Source organism: Leptotrichia sp. oral taxon 417 (assembly GCF_013394865.1).
Lineage (GTDB): Bacteria > Fusobacteriota > Fusobacteriia > Fusobacteriales > Leptotrichiaceae > Leptotrichia > Leptotrichia wadei_A.
This window is the reverse complement of record NZ_JABXYV010000001.1, coordinates 1,436,356-1,451,107: the sequence shown is the minus strand read 5'-3', so window position 1 is coordinate 1,451,107 and position 14,752 is coordinate 1,436,356. Positions and strand designations below refer to the sequence as shown.

Here is a 14,752-nt window from a genome sequence, read left to right as displayed (position 1 = left end):
TTAAGAATCATTTTTTAATTCCAAAATCCCAGTTCATCTTCTTCTTTCATATCTTCCTCTTCCATTTCATCTTCGAAATCTTTCAAAATATCTTCTATATTCATGTCATTAATTTCAGGATCAATTTTATCAAGAAACTGTGAGAAACTTTCTTTCGCCTTTTGAATACGGATTCTATCGCCTGTTGCTACAACCATTTTATAATTTTCTAAATAATCAGAAATATGATTTCTTATTTCTGTATTTACTATCTCAGCATAAATTCTATTTACTCTCTCAAGCAGCAGTTTATCCTTGTTTTTATTTTCAGACTGAATTTTTATTTCTTCCAGCATTTTTATTTTCTCGTTTTTTTCTTCTTCAGATAAATCTCCATTTACAATCAATTTACTTTTTTTAAGTCCTGTACTCACAACTTTTGCTTCTACTTCCAAAATACCATTTATATCGTAAGTAAATCTTACATTTATGGCTTCTTTTCCTGCTAAGTTTTGTGGCACATCTAGTAAAAATTCTCCCAAAAATAAGTTATCATCTATGTTCAAACTTTCTCCTTGATAAATTCCGACAGTTACTTGACTTTGATAGTCTTCTATTGTGTAAAAATATTCAGATCTACTTGTGGGAACTGTGGTATTTCTAGGAATAATCGGTGCGAATCGTCTTCCTACGATTTCTGTTCCTAGAGTAAATGGGCACACATCAGTCAGAATTCTCTCTTTAAATACTTTGTTTCTTTCCTTCATTCCAACTGCGATTCCAACACCATAAGCCACAACTGTATCGGGATCTGCTGCTATTGATACTAGTTTATTATTTTCAATAAAATCATCGTTATTAAAATAGATTTTTTCTCCACGCATTTTATGAAAATATTTTTCCACAAATTCTTCAATAATTCCTAATTTTACTGCTCCTCCAACTAAAATAACTTTTTCAATTTCCCTAGCATCTGTATTTCCATCTTGCAGAGCCTTATCAATAGCAACTTTCATTTTTACAAGCAATGGTTTTACAGTCTCTCTAAAATTCTCTTGTGTAATTTCTGATTTATATTTTTTTCCTTTAATTTCCATCTCGATTTCTACATTCTTCAAGCTTATTAATTTTTTTGCTCTATCTGCTTTTGTGTATAATTTCGTTCTTTCATCACGACTCAAATCTACTATTGATAACTTGATATTTTTCAAAAAAATTTCACAAATTTTAGTGGTGAAATCCTCTCCTCCAAGCATTGTATCTCCACTTATTGACAGCACTTCCATAATATTTTCAAATGTTTCGAGCAAAGTAACATCAAATGTTCCTCCGCCCAAGTCGAGCACAATAAATTTTAAATTCTGATCTAAAATATGACTTCCAAGTGACAATGCCGCAGCTGTTGGTTCATTTATAAGTCTTTCTACTGTAAGTCCTGCCAATTCTGCTGCCATTTTTGTATCTCTGCGTTGTTTATCATTAAAATATGCCGGTACACTTATTATCGCTCTATTTATTTTTTCATTTAACTGTTTTTCAGCATTTTCCTTTAAATGTTTCAAAACAAATGAAGATAACATTTGTGCATCAAAAGTTCTATTTTTAACTTTAATTTTTGCATCTGTTCCCATTCTTCTTTTAAAATTACTCGCAGTTTCCCCAGCATTCATCATTCTTCTTTCTTTTGCTAATTCCCCTACAATAATATCATCATTTTCATCAATTCCCACAACAGACGGAATTAAAATATTTCCATACTCATTTTTTACAAACTCTATTTTCCCATTATCGTCAATATATGTAGCTAGGCTATTCGTTGTTCCCAGATCAATTCCAATCATTCTTACCATTTTTATTTTTCTCCTTTAATAATATTTTGGTCATTTATAAAAGTTTAGAAAATTTTCTAATATAGCATTTTTCAATTTTTATTTTTTATATTTTATTACTTTTTGATAAATAGTCTCAATTCTTTGATTTTTAATTATATATTCTATCTAAAATTTTTTTTGCATAATTTTTCAATCTTAAATATTTTATTCTATTTACAATTATTAATTTTATAAGCATCCATATTAATATTCCAAACAATAGAAAATCTTTAATTTTATAATTAAAATAAATCGAAATTAAATAACTTCCAAGCAAAATTATCTGTATATTCAACATGCTTGCCATATTTAAATTGTTTCCACGTTTTGCAAGTGAAAAATCTAAATAAATTCTTGTAACTGTAAGTACAATCCAATAAATTCTCACTAATTCAAAACTTTTCACGACATTTCTATAATCTATTTCCTTTGTATTTATTATTGCTGGTAAACTAAATATGCAAATAAAAATTAGCGCAATACAACTAAGAAGAAATATTAGAGTGTGTATAAAAGCGTCATCTTCTCCAATATCGTCTTCGCAAGTGATTTCCAAATGATAAAATCTATTTTTTATTTTCTTATAACTGTAAACTATTCTTTTAAAAAAGAAATTATTTGCTAAATTAAAAAACAAATTGTGAATTTTTTTATTTATTTTTATATCAAGATATTTATAATTTCCAAAATAAATATTCAAAAATAAAAAAAATCCAAAAATATTCAACTTTTTCACATTAAAATATCTTTCTACAAAATTTTCTAGAGCCTTGTCATTATCTTTTTTCTCTTTACTGTTATAAAGCTCCTTTATTTCCCAAAATTCATTTTTATTATTTGATAAACAGGAAATAATGTATTCTTTTTCAAATTCAAAAAGATTCTCTGATTTTAAAATCAAATTATCTTCAAAATCATTATTTTCCAATCCTAAAATATCTCTGATTCTAGACTTTTCATCATCTGAAAACTTATTAAATCTTTTCAAAAAAACTTTTAAGTAAATAAAAGAAACTTTTTCGCCATTTAAAATCCTACGAATTTCTTTTATCCAAGATTTGAAATTTTTTTCCATCCATTCATATTTCCCATTAAAAATATCAGAAAATTCTTCATTTTCAATCTCTGGCTTTTGAATATCATTTCCAAAATAAACTTCCTCATATCTATCTTTTTCCAACTTTTGTTCAATTTCAAAAAAATTTTTATTTTTAAAATTCACCTTATTAAAATTAATTTCATTAAAATCAAATTTTTCAAACTCCAAAGCAACCCTATACGCTTCATTAATCTTCATAAACATCTCAGGAAACTCCTCAGGATGATATTTTTTCAACATTTTAGAATATGCAATTTTTATTTTCTTCTTATCAGATGTCGGCTCTATTTCCAGTATTTTAAACGCTTCGTCAAAATTCAAAATTATCACTCCTTACTTTTTTAAATAAACACATCTAAAACTTTCTTTGAAAAATTTTTCAATCGTTTATATCTCAAACACGAAATTGCTATTGTTTTAAAAAATATCATTAAATTTAAAATCATATACTGATATACAAGTTCAAATCTAAAAGACATCGTATAAATATATATTACTGTAATTAGAAAAAACATTAAAAAACTCGATTCATTATTCTTATTCCATTCAAAATTTTTTTCTTTTAGCAACACATTTATATATTCTGATATTATGAAAAATATAAAAAGTATCCACATAATCATAATTTCATTAAAAAATAAATATAAAATACAACCAAAGATCAACGCACCAACATATAAGCAACCATACAATTTCAATGCAATACTATCTTTTGAAAATTTTATATCAAAAATATACATCAAATTATTAATTACATTAAATTCATTTTTTAACCTGTATGTCATTAATTTGATTATTCTCTTTAATATATTTGAATTTTCCACATCTTTTTTAGAATACAAAGTTATATTTTTTCCAAACAGCTTAAAAATTTTAATATCCAAAAAATTTTCAATAAATTTTTCATACCCTTTTTCATTATCTTCTTCCTTTTTACTTTTAATTTTTTCAGAAATTTCAATTAAATCCTTAGCTTCATCAGGTAAATAATTTGACATGTTTTCTATTTCACTCAGATTATTTAAGTTATACTTTAATAGTTTCTTTTCAAAATCCGTTAAATTATAAGTGTGATTAAATATTCCATCTTCATTCATAAATTTAATAATCATTCTTTTTTCATTTGCATTGAAATTAAGGTGAAAATTTTTTAAAAATCTGTCATATTTTTCTAACGGACGAACTTCATATGAAAGAAAATTAGTAAATTCCAATATCCAATTATACATTTTATCAAAATCCGAAATCATTTTCTTCCTAAATCTCCTTTGTTTTCAAATAAAACGGTATTAACAATTCAAATCCCTTCAAAAATTCCTCAACAAGCTCATCCAAACTCTCAAATCTTTCAATCTCTTCCACATCAAACTTAACCAAAACTTTCCTGATTTCCCCATTTTCCAAATTTTTAAGAAATTTCTCTCTATTTTTTTCATTTCCTTCAAATCTATCCAAAGCACAGTTTTCCTTACTTTTCGCAAATTGCACAAAATAATAAAGCGGTTCATTAATCGGAACTTCCAAAACTTTATTCTGATTTTCAAGCGTATTTTCCCCAATTTTTCTTTCAACAAAACTCACTTCAAGCGAAATCCCAATTTTCTTAGTCTTCCCGTTTTTAAAAACTCTCAAAGCAATCCCTGATTCAGTATCACTATCCCCATCTTGTCGCAAAAACACCCAAAGATAAGGTCTTGCAATCTGAGCCTGATTCATCCAGCTACTAACTTTCTGCAAATGAAATCCATCTGTCTTTTCTTCCAAAGCCTTTGCAATTTCCGTAAAAACTTTTCTAGCATTTTGTCCATTTTTTCTAAAAAGTTCCATATCTTCTTTTAAATCTCCAGCTTTTTCAGGTTTTACATATTTTTTCCCTTCATAATTTGTATATTCAATTAATGGTTTGTAGTTAAATTTTTTTGTCATATTGATCATCCCTTTTCTTTATAAAATATTTTTATTTTAACAAATTTTTTCAAAATTTTAATATTAAACGATTTTATTCTTTAATCTAAATTCCAATCCAAAAACTATTTTAACAAGAAATAATATAAATGCAGTTTAAATTCAATTTTAAAATAAGTTTTCTGTAAAATTATAGCATATTTTTCAAAATTTCTAAAAAGTTTTAAGTTAAGTTTTAGATTATTTTTGATTTCAAATTTTTAATTATATATTAAATTAATAAAATTTTAAAAATAATTTGATTTTTTGGAAAAATATTGTATAATATAATTAAAAATAGGTTAATCAATTTAGGGGGAAGAAAGATGAGAAAAAAAGGGGATAGCAATGGGTTTACGCTTATTGAGGTTTTGCTGTACATTTCGATTATGGCGATTTTGTTTATGGTTATTTCTGTGAATTTGCAGAAGCAGAGGCAAAATCAGGAGTTTGCAATTCAGAAGAGGAATATTAGCCAGTTTATTAGGAAAATTCAGCAGTATGCACAGCATAATAGGAAGGAATATGTGCTGGATTTTAAGATATCTGAAAAGATGGCTTATTTTTTAGATGAAAAAAATGGGCAAAAGGATATTGTTGATAAAATGGAGATTTCCAAAAACTTATCTTATATGACAAATAATTCCAATAAAAATGCTGATTTTAGGAGAAAAACTACAAATGAGGGAAATTTTGAAAGGGGATTTTCTGTTTATTTGCTGGATAAAAAGGGGGAAAAGATTTATTATAGAATTTCCACAAATACAATAAATGCGGCAAAATATCCGATTATAAGTATTTATCGGGCTAAAAAGCCGATTAATCTTTCGGATGACTATTTAAAGGCTAATTTGTGGGAGGAGGAAATTTAAGATGAAAAAATGGGGAAATATTTGGGATAATGGAATAGTAGAGGAAAGTAATAAAAAAAGAGATTTTAAAAATGTAAGTTTTCGTAGAATAGTGAAAAAATCAAATAAAAATGAAAATTTTAGGGATGTTGAAAATATAAAGATTAATAGAAATAAAAAAGTCAATGAAAATTTAAAAAATAAGGAAAGTAAAAAAAATAAAGAAAATAGAAAAAATAATGAACATTCAAATAAATTTGAAAATAGTGAATTTGATAAATATATTTTAGAAATGAAGAAGCAGCGGGAAAAAACGGCGAGGAAAAAATATATAAAATCTGAACTTTTGCGAAGAGGGCAAAATTTAAAAAAGTTTTTTTGTATGGAAATTGGAATTGAAGAAGTAAAAAGAGCTTGGCAATTCGGGATATTGATTTTGGCAGGTATTGTTTTATTTTTATTTTATCTAAATTTTATTACTTTTAAAGGAGAGCTTGCTGGGGAAAAAGTGCTTTATGTTAAAATTGATGGGAATCGTGGGAGTGTTCTAAAAGTTAATAATAAATATTTGAAAAGTCAGGCGAGCATTGAGAATAAAAAGGGCCTGGAATATGGATTTTATCTTATGCGGTACAAGATTAGGAAGGTTATAAGTAAAAATGGAAATGTTAAAATTGATGGGAAAATTTTGGGATATAAAGAATCACGGCTGAATGGAGTTCGGAAATATATCTTGAATATTTTTGATGAATTGTTTATAACTGATGAAAATTTGTATGCTTTTTCACGTGCTGCAGTTTTAGGGGAAAAAGCAGAAGTTTCTAAAGATATGAAAGACAAGTTTAAATACACAGGGCTGGCTCATTTAATTGTAATTTCTGGAACTCATATAAGTCTTGTTGTAATTGGAATTGTAAAAATTCTGGATGGGTTGTCGTTAGGATACAGGTTTAAGTATTTAATGGCACTTGTGGCACTTACTTTTTATTGTGCATTAATTGGATTTTCACCAGGGATTTTACGTGCTTATATTATGGGAGCGATGATGATTTTAGCAAGAATCCTTTTTGAGCAGGAGGAAAGTAAAAAATCTCTGCTAGTGTCGTTTATTGTCATAATTGTGTTAAATCCCTACTCACTTTTTGATATTTCAATGCAGCTTTCCTATGCCGCAGTTGTAGCGATAATCTTTGTAAATCCTGAATTTAAGAAATTTTATCAGGAAAAAGTTTTAGATAAAATAAAAAATGAAGTTTTAAGAAATACTGTAGATTTGATATTTTTAAGCCTGACAATCCAAATCACAAGTATTCCGCTATTTTTATATTATTTTGAAAAATTGCCGTTATTCTCGTTTTTACTGAACATTGTAGGAATTCCAATTGGAACAGTTGTTATCCAGTGCCTATTTTTTGCCGTACTTTTAAATATTTTTAAATTATCATTATTTAATGGCATAGTTGTTTTTGTAACAGAAATTATTTTTAAAGCATTTGAAGGATTTATTTATGCTGGAAGCAAAATATCGCTTTTACAGATTAATATTAACGGAAAAGCTCCTTTGTGGACGGTTTTTTTGTATTATGGAGTATTATTTTTCATAACGCTTTTTATAATGCCTTTATTTACTGAAAAAATTAATATAAATGAAAATTAAGATAAAGATTATAAGTTGAAAATAAAAATAATAAATATGTTTTCTAACTCTTCATTTCGTGATATAATAATAAATAACTATGAAAATTTGAAAGGATGATAAAATATGAGTTTACCAAAATGTCCAAAATGTGGATCAGAATACGTTTATGAGGATGGAAATATGCTAGTTTGCCCAGAATGTTTTTACGAATGGGCAGAAACTGAAGAAGAAAGCAGTGATGAATCTATAGTAAAAGATGCAAACGGAAATATCTTGCAAAATGGAGATAATGTTACGATTATAAAGGATTTAAAAGTAAAAGGTGCTTCATCAGATTTAAAGAGAGGGACAAAAGTTAAAAATATTAGATTAATTGATGATGGGATTCATAATATTGATTGTAAAATAGATGGTTTTGGTGCAATGAAACTAAAATCGGAATTTGTGAAAAAAATATAAAAAATAGATTTTTTTGATAACTTATTTTATAAGTTTTTTCCTTAAATATTTAACTGGATAATATTCATTTGAATTTTAATTTTTTTGGCTAACAAATATTTTTTTGATAACTTTTATGTTTTTTCTTTGTTTTAGAGCAAAGGGGAACAATCGCCATCCCCTTTGCAATCCCCGCTTGTCTAAGCATTTTTTGAAAACAAAATCGAAACTCGCTACGTAAAACTTCGCTCAAACAGTCAATTTTATTTCCAAAAAATCAAGACATTCTTGGTTTAATTATAAATAGTTATGCTAATAAAAAATATTAGTTGAAATAGTATGAAAAATGATTAATTTAAATATTTAAGAATTGAGATTTTTAAACAAAATTATTATCATAATTAAAATAGAATTGGAGAAGGAATGAAATCAGGATTTATAACAATTGTTGGACGTCCGAATGTTGGGAAGTCTACGCTTATGAATAAGCTTGTGAAGGAAAAGGTTGCGATTGTGTCGGATAAGGCTGGGACGACTCGGGATCAGATAAAGGGGATTGTGAATATTGGACAAGATCAGTTTATATTTGTGGATACGCCAGGGATTCATAAACCTAAGCATTTGCTTGGAGAGCATATGACTAATGTGGCATTGGAAGCGCTTGAAAATGTGGATTTAGTAATGTTTATGCTGGATGGAACACAGGAAATATCGACTGGGGATATTTTTGTCAATGAAAATGTGAGAAGTGTGAAAACACCGATTGTTCTTGTTATTAATAAAATTGATAAAATGTCGGATGAGGAAATTGAGGAGAAGAAAAAGGAAATTCGTGAAAAATTGGGAGAGTTTGATGAAATAATAACTCTTACGGCGGAATATGCGATTGGGATTCATAAAATATTTGAAGTTGCCAAGAAATATTTATCAAATGATGTATGGTTTTATCCAGAGGACTATTATACAGATTTGCCAGTAAATAAGATTGTTGTGGAAACAGTAAGAGAAAAAATTTTACATCATACGAAAGATGAGATTCCGCATAGTGTGGCTGTGGAAATTATTAATGTGGAAACGAAGCCGACAATTAGAAAATATGATATTAATATTTATGTTGAAAGAGATAGCCAGAAAGGAATTATTATCGGAAAAGATGGGGCTATGCTGAAGAAAATTGGGATAGAGGCTAGACGGGAAATTGAGCATCTGATTGATTTGAAAGTTAATTTAAAATTATGGGTAAAAGTTAAGAAGAAGTGGAGAAAAAATAAGAAATTTCTTGATGAAATGGGTTATAAAATAAAATAATTTTTGATTTTCTTAGATTAGTGATTGTTTTTATTGCTTATTTATATTAAAATTTCTTAACATAGAGCATCACAATAAAACTTATTTATAAAGAAAAATTAAAGACATAGAATTATTTAGTTATTTTGATAACAAGTTTAATGTTTTACAACAAAAAAACTTTTGAAAGGAGGAAAAATAGAGATGGATTTTAAAATACATTCAAAATTTCAGCCAACTGGGGATCAGCCTCAGGCTATCCAAAAAATCGTGGAAAACTTGGAAGATGGTATTACGGATCAGATTCTGCTTGGGGTTACGGGATCAGGAAAGACATTTACAGTTGCGAATGTTATTGAAAAAATAAATCGTCCAGCGTTGATAATGGCACCGAATAAAACGCTTGCAGCACAGCTTTATAATGAATACAAGCAGTTTTTTCCTGAAAATGCTGTTGAATATTTTGTATCTTACTATGATTATTACCAGCCTGAAGCGTATATTATGCAAACTGACACGTATATTGAAAAGGACTCTTCGATTAATGATGAGATTGATAAATTGCGGCATGCGGCGACAGCGGCGCTTTTGAACAGAAGAGACGTTATTATTGTAGCTTCAGTTTCGGCAATTTATGGATTGGGATCACCAGAGGCTTATAAAGAGAGAGCAATTCCGATTGATGTGGAAACTGGATTTGAGAGAAATGAGCTTATAAAAAGGCTGATTTCACTTAGGTATGAGAGAAATGATATTGCTTTTGAGCGTGGGAAATTTCGTGTGAAAGGAGATATTCTTGATTTACATCCATCTTACCAGGATACAGGATACCGTTTTGAATTTTTTGGAGATGATTTGGAAAGCATTTCGGAAATTAATACGCTTACCGGGCAGAAAATTAGAAATATAAAAAGAATTACAATAATGCCTGCAACGCATTATTTAACTACTGAAGATACAAAAAAAATGATTGAATCAATAAAAAAAGAAATGGAAGAAAGAGTGCATTTTTTCAAAAAGGAAGGAAAACTGCTGGAAGCGCAGCGGATTGAGCAAAGGACAAAATATGATCTGGAAATGATTGAAGAAATCGGATATTGTAAAGGAATAGAAAATTATTCTAGATATTTAACTGGAAAAGGTGAAGGAGAAGCGCCTGACACGTTAATTGACTATTTTCCAGAAGATTTAGTCGTATTTTTAGATGAGTCGCATATTTCAGTTCCACAGATAAATGGGATGTACAAGGGAGATAGAGCGAGAAAAAAATCATTAATTGACAATGGCTTCAGATTGCCAAGCGCTTATGATAACCGTCCGCTAAAATTTGAGGAATTTTTTGGAAAAATCCCGCAAGTTGTGTATATTTCAGCCACTCCAAGCGATTACGAGCTGGAACATTCAAATGGAGAAATTGTAGAGCAGCTTGTCCGTCCAACAGGAATTGTAGAGCCAAGCATTGACATTCGTGAAACGAAAAATCAGATTGATGACTTGATGGATGAAATAAAAACGAGAACAGCAAGAAAAGAACGGATTTTAGTTACAACCTTGACAAAAAAAATGGCAGAAGAGTTGACAGATTACTATTTGGAATATGGAATAAAAGTAAAATATATGCACTCTGATATTGATACATTAGAAAGAACAGAGATAATAAGAGGCTTGAGAAAAGGTGAATTTGATGTTCTGGTTGGAATAAATTTGCTGAGGGAAGGGCTGGATATTCCAGAAGTTTCATTAGTGGCAATTTTGGAAGCAGACAAGGAAGGATATTTGCGTTCCAGAAGATCGCTGATTCAGACAATGGGACGTGCTGCAAGAAATATAGAAGGGCACGTTATTTTGTATGCAGACAGAATGACAGGCTCTATGAAAGAAGCTATTGATGAAGTAAATAGACGTCGTGAAGTTCAGGAAAAATACAATCTAGAAAACAATATCAATCCAAAATCAATCGTAAGAGAAATTGCAGAGTCAATCGTAGACTATGAAATTGAAAAAGAAAATGAAGCAAATAAAGCAATTAAGCAGTATAAAAGTGAAAAAGACGTGGAAAAGGAAATTAAGAAACTCGATAAGCAAATTAAAAAACTGGCTGAGGAGCTTAATTTTGAGGAAGCTATTAAGTTGAGGGATAAAATGAATGAATTAAAGAAGTTGTTAATTGAGTTATAATTATTAGGAAATATAAATTAGACTTTGTACTATAAAAGTAACTCTGAACTGTAGGAAGTTTGAGGAGTAAAGGAGTAAAATTAAAATGAGAAATAGAATATTGAGTTTTTTATTGAAAGGATTAGTTGCTATTATTTTAATATTAGGATATGTATTAATTCAAGAGTTTTTAAATCCTCTAATGCTAACAAGAATTGCATTGATTTTTGCAATAGTAATACATCCATCTGGATATATTGTTTTTGCATTAATGTTAATTTTGGCTTTAATATTAATATTTTATTTGGGATTTTTGCTACAAAGAATATTTAAATATCCTAAAATTAATATAGTTGTAATGATAATGGCATTTGCATATTTTGTTATGAAGTATGTTTTTGCTGATAGTAATAGTACATTTTTTGCTCCGACTGAAAAGGAAAGATATATATTTATTATAGTGAGTCATATATTTTTTTCAGCAGGATTATTGTGGAAGAAAAAATAAAGATGCTAATTTGAAAAAAGTCGACAGTTTGTTGACCAGTTTGAAAATATATAGATAAATTAAAAAAATTATGAAAGGAAATAAAAACATGAATAAAGTATATTGCTACCCAAGATGCACAACTTGTAAAAAGGCTGTAAAATGGCTGGAGGAAAATGGGATTGAGTATGAGTATAAGCATATTGTAGAGGAAACTCCGTCGAAGGAGGAAATAAAAAAATACTATGAAAAAAGTGGATTGCCTTTAAAAAAGTTTTTTAATACGAGCGGGAATGTTTATAAACAAATGAATTTAAAGGAAAAATTGGCAGAGATGTCGGAAGATGAACAGTTTGAGCTGCTTGTAAGCAATGGGATGGTGTTGAAAAGACCGCTTTTTGTGGGAAAGGATTTTGTATTGGTTGGATTTAAGGAAGCTGAGTGGGCTGAAAAGTTGAAGTAATTTAAAAAATTTTAAAAAAGTGAAAAAAATTTTCGTAATTGTATTGAAAATTGATTCAAAATATGGTAAACTTAATAAGTTATTGAATAAATGGATATTCCGCTTTTATTGTTGCTACCAGTTTTATGAAAGATTTAATAACAAAAAAAGTTCTTAAATTGGTGAAATTGGTATAGATAAAAAGAATGTCTTAGAAAGAAGGGAGTGAATTTCTTGAAAGAGAAATTAATCGAATTAGTAGAAAAAAATTACTTGAAAGCTGACGTACCTCAATTTAAAGCAGGGGATACAGTTGCTGTTCACTACAAAGTAAAAGAAGGAAACAAAGAAAGAATACAGATTTTTGAAGGTGTAGTTATTAGAGTTTCTGGTGGAAGCGTTGCTAAAAACTTCACAGTTAGAAAAGTATCGCAAGGAATCGGTGTAGAAAGAATCATTCCTTTAAATTCTCCATTAGTAGAAAAAATCGAAGTTAAGAGAATTGGTAAAGTAAGAAGATCTAAATTATACTACTTGAGAGACTTATCAGGAAAAGCTGCTAGAATTAAAGAAATTAGAAAGTAGCTTCAAGGCTAGCAAAATGCTAGCTTTTTCTTTTTTATAAAACAAAGATAAAAATTTAAAATTAGTATTTAATAAAAAAAATGATTTTTTACTATATTAAATACATTTCAGGCAAATAAAAATTTTAGGAAAAATGAAGTTTGATTATGTATTTTTTTAAAATAAACGGAGTTATTATAATTGATTTGTTTTAAAAAATTTTAAAATTTAAATTAGGAGAGGGAAAAATTATGAATATATTATTATGGGGAGCTTTTTATATTATTGCGACACTGTTTTTGCTATATTTCTTTATTAGAGAGAAGCAGGTTATTCAGTGGATAAGAATGAAAGAGGATGAAACATTGGAAAAAGTTTCGCTTGAGAGAAGTGATAGGAATTTTATGGCTGGAAATGTGCTTACAATAGTTGCATTGGTTGTTGCAGCAGTATTTTTTGTGATTGTAGATAAAAGCAAGGATCCAAATATATGGATAAAAGTTTGGGGAATTTATGGAGTATTTGGTGTAAATATTATAGTTTATGTGCTTAGAAAACAGCATGAATGGGTATTTTTACTAAATCTTATTATGTTGTTTCTAGGAAAATTGATGTTTAATATTTTAGATCCGAATTTTTATATTTATTTGATAATAAATGTTGTAATTTCATTGATTCTTATTTATTTATTCAGAGATTCATCAGTGGAAAAAATTACAGAACAGTCAATTTTAAAAGAAGCTGTACAAGGTAATGAAGAATTAGAAAAAATTGTTACAGAGTCAAAGATAAGAAATGAAGATATTTCAGAAACATTTAAGAAAATATTTCCAAATGACAGTCTTTCTGTGGAAGAAAGAATTGCTAAGGAAAAAAGAAAGAAAAGTACATTTGGAAAGGCATTGACAAGAATTGACAATGCACTGCTTGCGGTTATTTTAGTGGCAGTTATTCAAATGTTCTATATTGGAAATTATGTTATTCCAACTGGATCAATGGAGCCTACGATATTAGTTAAAGACAGAGTTTTTACAAATATGGTAAAATATCACTTTTCAAGTCCAAAAGTTGGACAGATAATTGCATTTAAAGAGCCGATGACTGATAAGGTGATGTATACGAAAAGAATAGTTGGAGAGCCAGGAACAACGCTTCAGATTGAAAAAGGGAAAATGACTACCAATGAATTTGAAATTGCAAATGTTGATAAAGATCCAAAATATCCAACTACAGCCAATAGCAGAAAAGAATTTAATGAAGAAATGAAGAAATACGATGAAGCTATGAATAAATTTAATTCTGAGAAAGTTAAGGCTGTTGGTGGAGCAATAATGCTAAATGATAAAAAATCAGAAGTTTTGGAAAGATTGACACCGCAAAAATTTTATCTTCCTGAAGGACTGCTTATGAATAATAAGATTTATATTCCTAAAAAAGGAGATAAAGTGAAACTGGATAAAGTCGTTGTGATTGATAAAATATTTGGACAAACGACTGACGGCACTTTAGTTGGGCAAGTTGACTGGGAAAGTTATTATGATGGAAAAGGTTTTAAAAATATTACAGGAAAAGAATTTTTAGAATTGATAAAAACAGATAAGAACTTTAAGGATATAATTGGAAATGATGATGAATTTACTGCTGATCCAAGAAATACATTGACAAATAAATATTATACGTTCACTTTAAAAGTGGAAGGCAGAAATGAAATGGTTATGCCGATTATGGATTTCAAGTATAATGATGAATTATTTAAAAAATTGTTAAATGGAGAAACTGTAACACTTGATAAAAACTATTATATGGCTATGGGAGATAATACTTCAAACAGTAAGGATACCAGATATTTTGGACTTGTGGCTGAGCCTAGAATTAAAGGGGAATTGCTTGTAAGATGGTGGCCGTTAAATAGAATAGGAATATTATAATATAATGTTATTTAGAAATTTAGTAAGTGATTATTATTAGATTATTGAACAGTTCAAATATAGGAA

At 28.3% G+C, this 14,752-nt stretch carries 13 protein-coding genes; 9 read left to right on the top strand and 4 right to left on the bottom strand.

All coding sequences use genetic code 11. The annotated features are described in order from the left end of the window. Window positions 1-14: 14 nt before the first annotated feature. The 4 genes from HW276_RS06700 to HW276_RS06685 all read right to left on the bottom strand — a co-directional run bounded on the left by HW276_RS06700 (window position 15) and on the right by HW276_RS06685 (window position 4,875). Window positions 15-1,829: an Hsp70 family protein gene (locus tag HW276_RS06700; protein WP_178937893.1), complete on the bottom strand. Its 1,815-nt coding sequence runs from the start codon at window positions 1,827-1,829 to the stop codon at window positions 15-17. Window positions 1,830-1,959: 130 nt separating this feature from the next. Next, window positions 1,960-3,270 carry a DnaJ domain-containing protein gene (locus HW276_RS06695; protein WP_178937892.1) on the bottom strand — a complete coding sequence of 437 codons (1,311 nt, stop codon included), beginning with the start codon at window positions 3,268-3,270 and terminating at the stop codon, window positions 1,960-1,962. Between the two features lie 20 nt (window positions 3,271-3,290). After that, window positions 3,291-4,199 carry a hypothetical protein gene (locus HW276_RS06690; RefSeq protein ID WP_178937891.1) on the bottom strand — a complete coding sequence of 303 codons (909 nt, stop codon included), beginning with the start codon at window positions 4,197-4,199 and terminating at the stop codon, window positions 3,291-3,293. A gap of 7 nt (window positions 4,200-4,206) precedes the next feature. After that, entirely contained in the window at window positions 4,207-4,875 is a 669-nt protein-coding gene (locus HW276_RS06685) for a sakacin A production response regulator (protein ID WP_178937890.1), read from the bottom strand. A 344-nt stretch (window positions 4,876-5,219) separates the two neighbouring features. Between HW276_RS06685 and HW276_RS06680 the strand changes: the two genes are divergently transcribed. From HW276_RS06680 to lepB, 9 genes are all read left to right on the top strand, one after another. Then, window positions 5,220-5,765 (top strand): type II secretion system protein, encoded by a 546-nt coding sequence (locus tag HW276_RS06680; RefSeq protein WP_178937889.1) that lies wholly within the window; start codon window positions 5,220-5,222, stop codon window positions 5,763-5,765. A 1-nt stretch (window position 5,766) separates the two neighbouring features. Continuing rightward, the gene (locus tag HW276_RS06675) at window positions 5,767-7,401 is read left to right on the top strand and encodes a ComEC/Rec2 family competence protein (RefSeq protein ID WP_178937888.1); all 1,635 of its coding nucleotides are present in this window, start codon (window positions 5,767-5,769) and stop codon (window positions 7,399-7,401) included. Window positions 7,402-7,506: 105 nt separating this feature from the next. Further along, on the top strand, window positions 7,507-7,842 hold the full coding sequence (locus tag HW276_RS06670; RefSeq protein WP_178937887.1) for a zinc ribbon domain-containing protein YjdM: 336 nt from the start codon (window positions 7,507-7,509) through the stop codon (window positions 7,840-7,842). 402 nt (window positions 7,843-8,244) lie between these two features. Then, window positions 8,245-9,129 (top strand): GTPase Era, encoded by an 885-nt coding sequence (gene era / locus HW276_RS06665; RefSeq protein ID WP_178937886.1) that lies wholly within the window; start codon window positions 8,245-8,247, stop codon window positions 9,127-9,129. 183 nt (window positions 9,130-9,312) lie between these two features. Further along, on the top strand, window positions 9,313-11,286 hold the full coding sequence (gene uvrB, locus HW276_RS06660; RefSeq protein ID WP_218974999.1) for an excinuclease ABC subunit UvrB: 1,974 nt from the start codon (window positions 9,313-9,315) through the stop codon (window positions 11,284-11,286). A gap of 85 nt (window positions 11,287-11,371) precedes the next feature. After that, window positions 11,372-11,773 carry a hypothetical protein gene (locus tag HW276_RS06655; protein ID WP_218974998.1) on the top strand — a complete coding sequence of 134 codons (402 nt, stop codon included), beginning with the start codon at window positions 11,372-11,374 and terminating at the stop codon, window positions 11,771-11,773. A gap of 88 nt (window positions 11,774-11,861) precedes the next feature. Then, window positions 11,862-12,215 carry an arsenate reductase family protein gene (locus tag HW276_RS06650; RefSeq protein WP_178937885.1) on the top strand — a complete coding sequence of 118 codons (354 nt, stop codon included), beginning with the start codon at window positions 11,862-11,864 and terminating at the stop codon, window positions 12,213-12,215. Between the two features lie 213 nt (window positions 12,216-12,428). Further along, complete coding sequence (gene rplS, locus HW276_RS06645; protein WP_178937884.1) at window positions 12,429-12,779, top strand: 50S ribosomal protein L19; 351 nt, start codon at window positions 12,429-12,431, stop codon at window positions 12,777-12,779. Window positions 12,780-13,009: 230 nt separating this feature from the next. Continuing rightward, window positions 13,010-14,686, top strand: coding sequence for a signal peptidase I (lepB, locus tag HW276_RS06640; RefSeq protein ID WP_178937883.1), 1,677 nt, complete (start codon window positions 13,010-13,012; stop codon window positions 14,684-14,686). Window positions 14,687-14,752: the final 66 nt, after the last annotated feature.

Excerpts from the sequence above, each read along its gene's own strand:
- HW276_RS06700 (WP_178937893.1), bottom strand. The coding sequence starts at position 1,829 with ATGGTAAGAATGATTGGAATTGATCTGGGAACAACGAATAGCCTAGCT.
- HW276_RS06690 (WP_178937891.1), bottom strand. The coding sequence starts at position 4,199 with ATGATTTCGGATTTTGATAAAATGTATAATTGGATATTGGAATTTACT.
- HW276_RS06685 (WP_178937890.1), bottom strand. The coding sequence starts at position 4,875 with ATGACAAAAAAATTTAACTACAAACCATTAATTGAATATACAAATTAT.
- HW276_RS06680 (WP_178937889.1), top strand. The coding sequence starts at position 5,220 with ATGAGAAAAAAAGGGGATAGCAATGGGTTTACGCTTATTGAGGTTTTG.
- HW276_RS06675 (WP_178937888.1), top strand. The coding sequence starts at position 5,767 with ATGAAAAAATGGGGAAATATTTGGGATAATGGAATAGTAGAGGAAAGT.
- HW276_RS06670 (WP_178937887.1), top strand. The coding sequence starts at position 7,507 with ATGAGTTTACCAAAATGTCCAAAATGTGGATCAGAATACGTTTATGAG.
- era (WP_178937886.1), top strand. The coding sequence starts at position 8,245 with ATGAAATCAGGATTTATAACAATTGTTGGACGTCCGAATGTTGGGAAG.
- uvrB (WP_218974999.1), top strand. The coding sequence starts at position 9,313 with ATGGATTTTAAAATACATTCAAAATTTCAGCCAACTGGGGATCAGCCT.
- HW276_RS06655 (WP_218974998.1), top strand. The coding sequence starts at position 11,372 with ATGAGAAATAGAATATTGAGTTTTTTATTGAAAGGATTAGTTGCTATT.
- HW276_RS06650 (WP_178937885.1), top strand. The coding sequence starts at position 11,862 with ATGAATAAAGTATATTGCTACCCAAGATGCACAACTTGTAAAAAGGCT.
- lepB (WP_178937883.1), top strand. The coding sequence starts at position 13,010 with ATGAATATATTATTATGGGGAGCTTTTTATATTATTGCGACACTGTTT.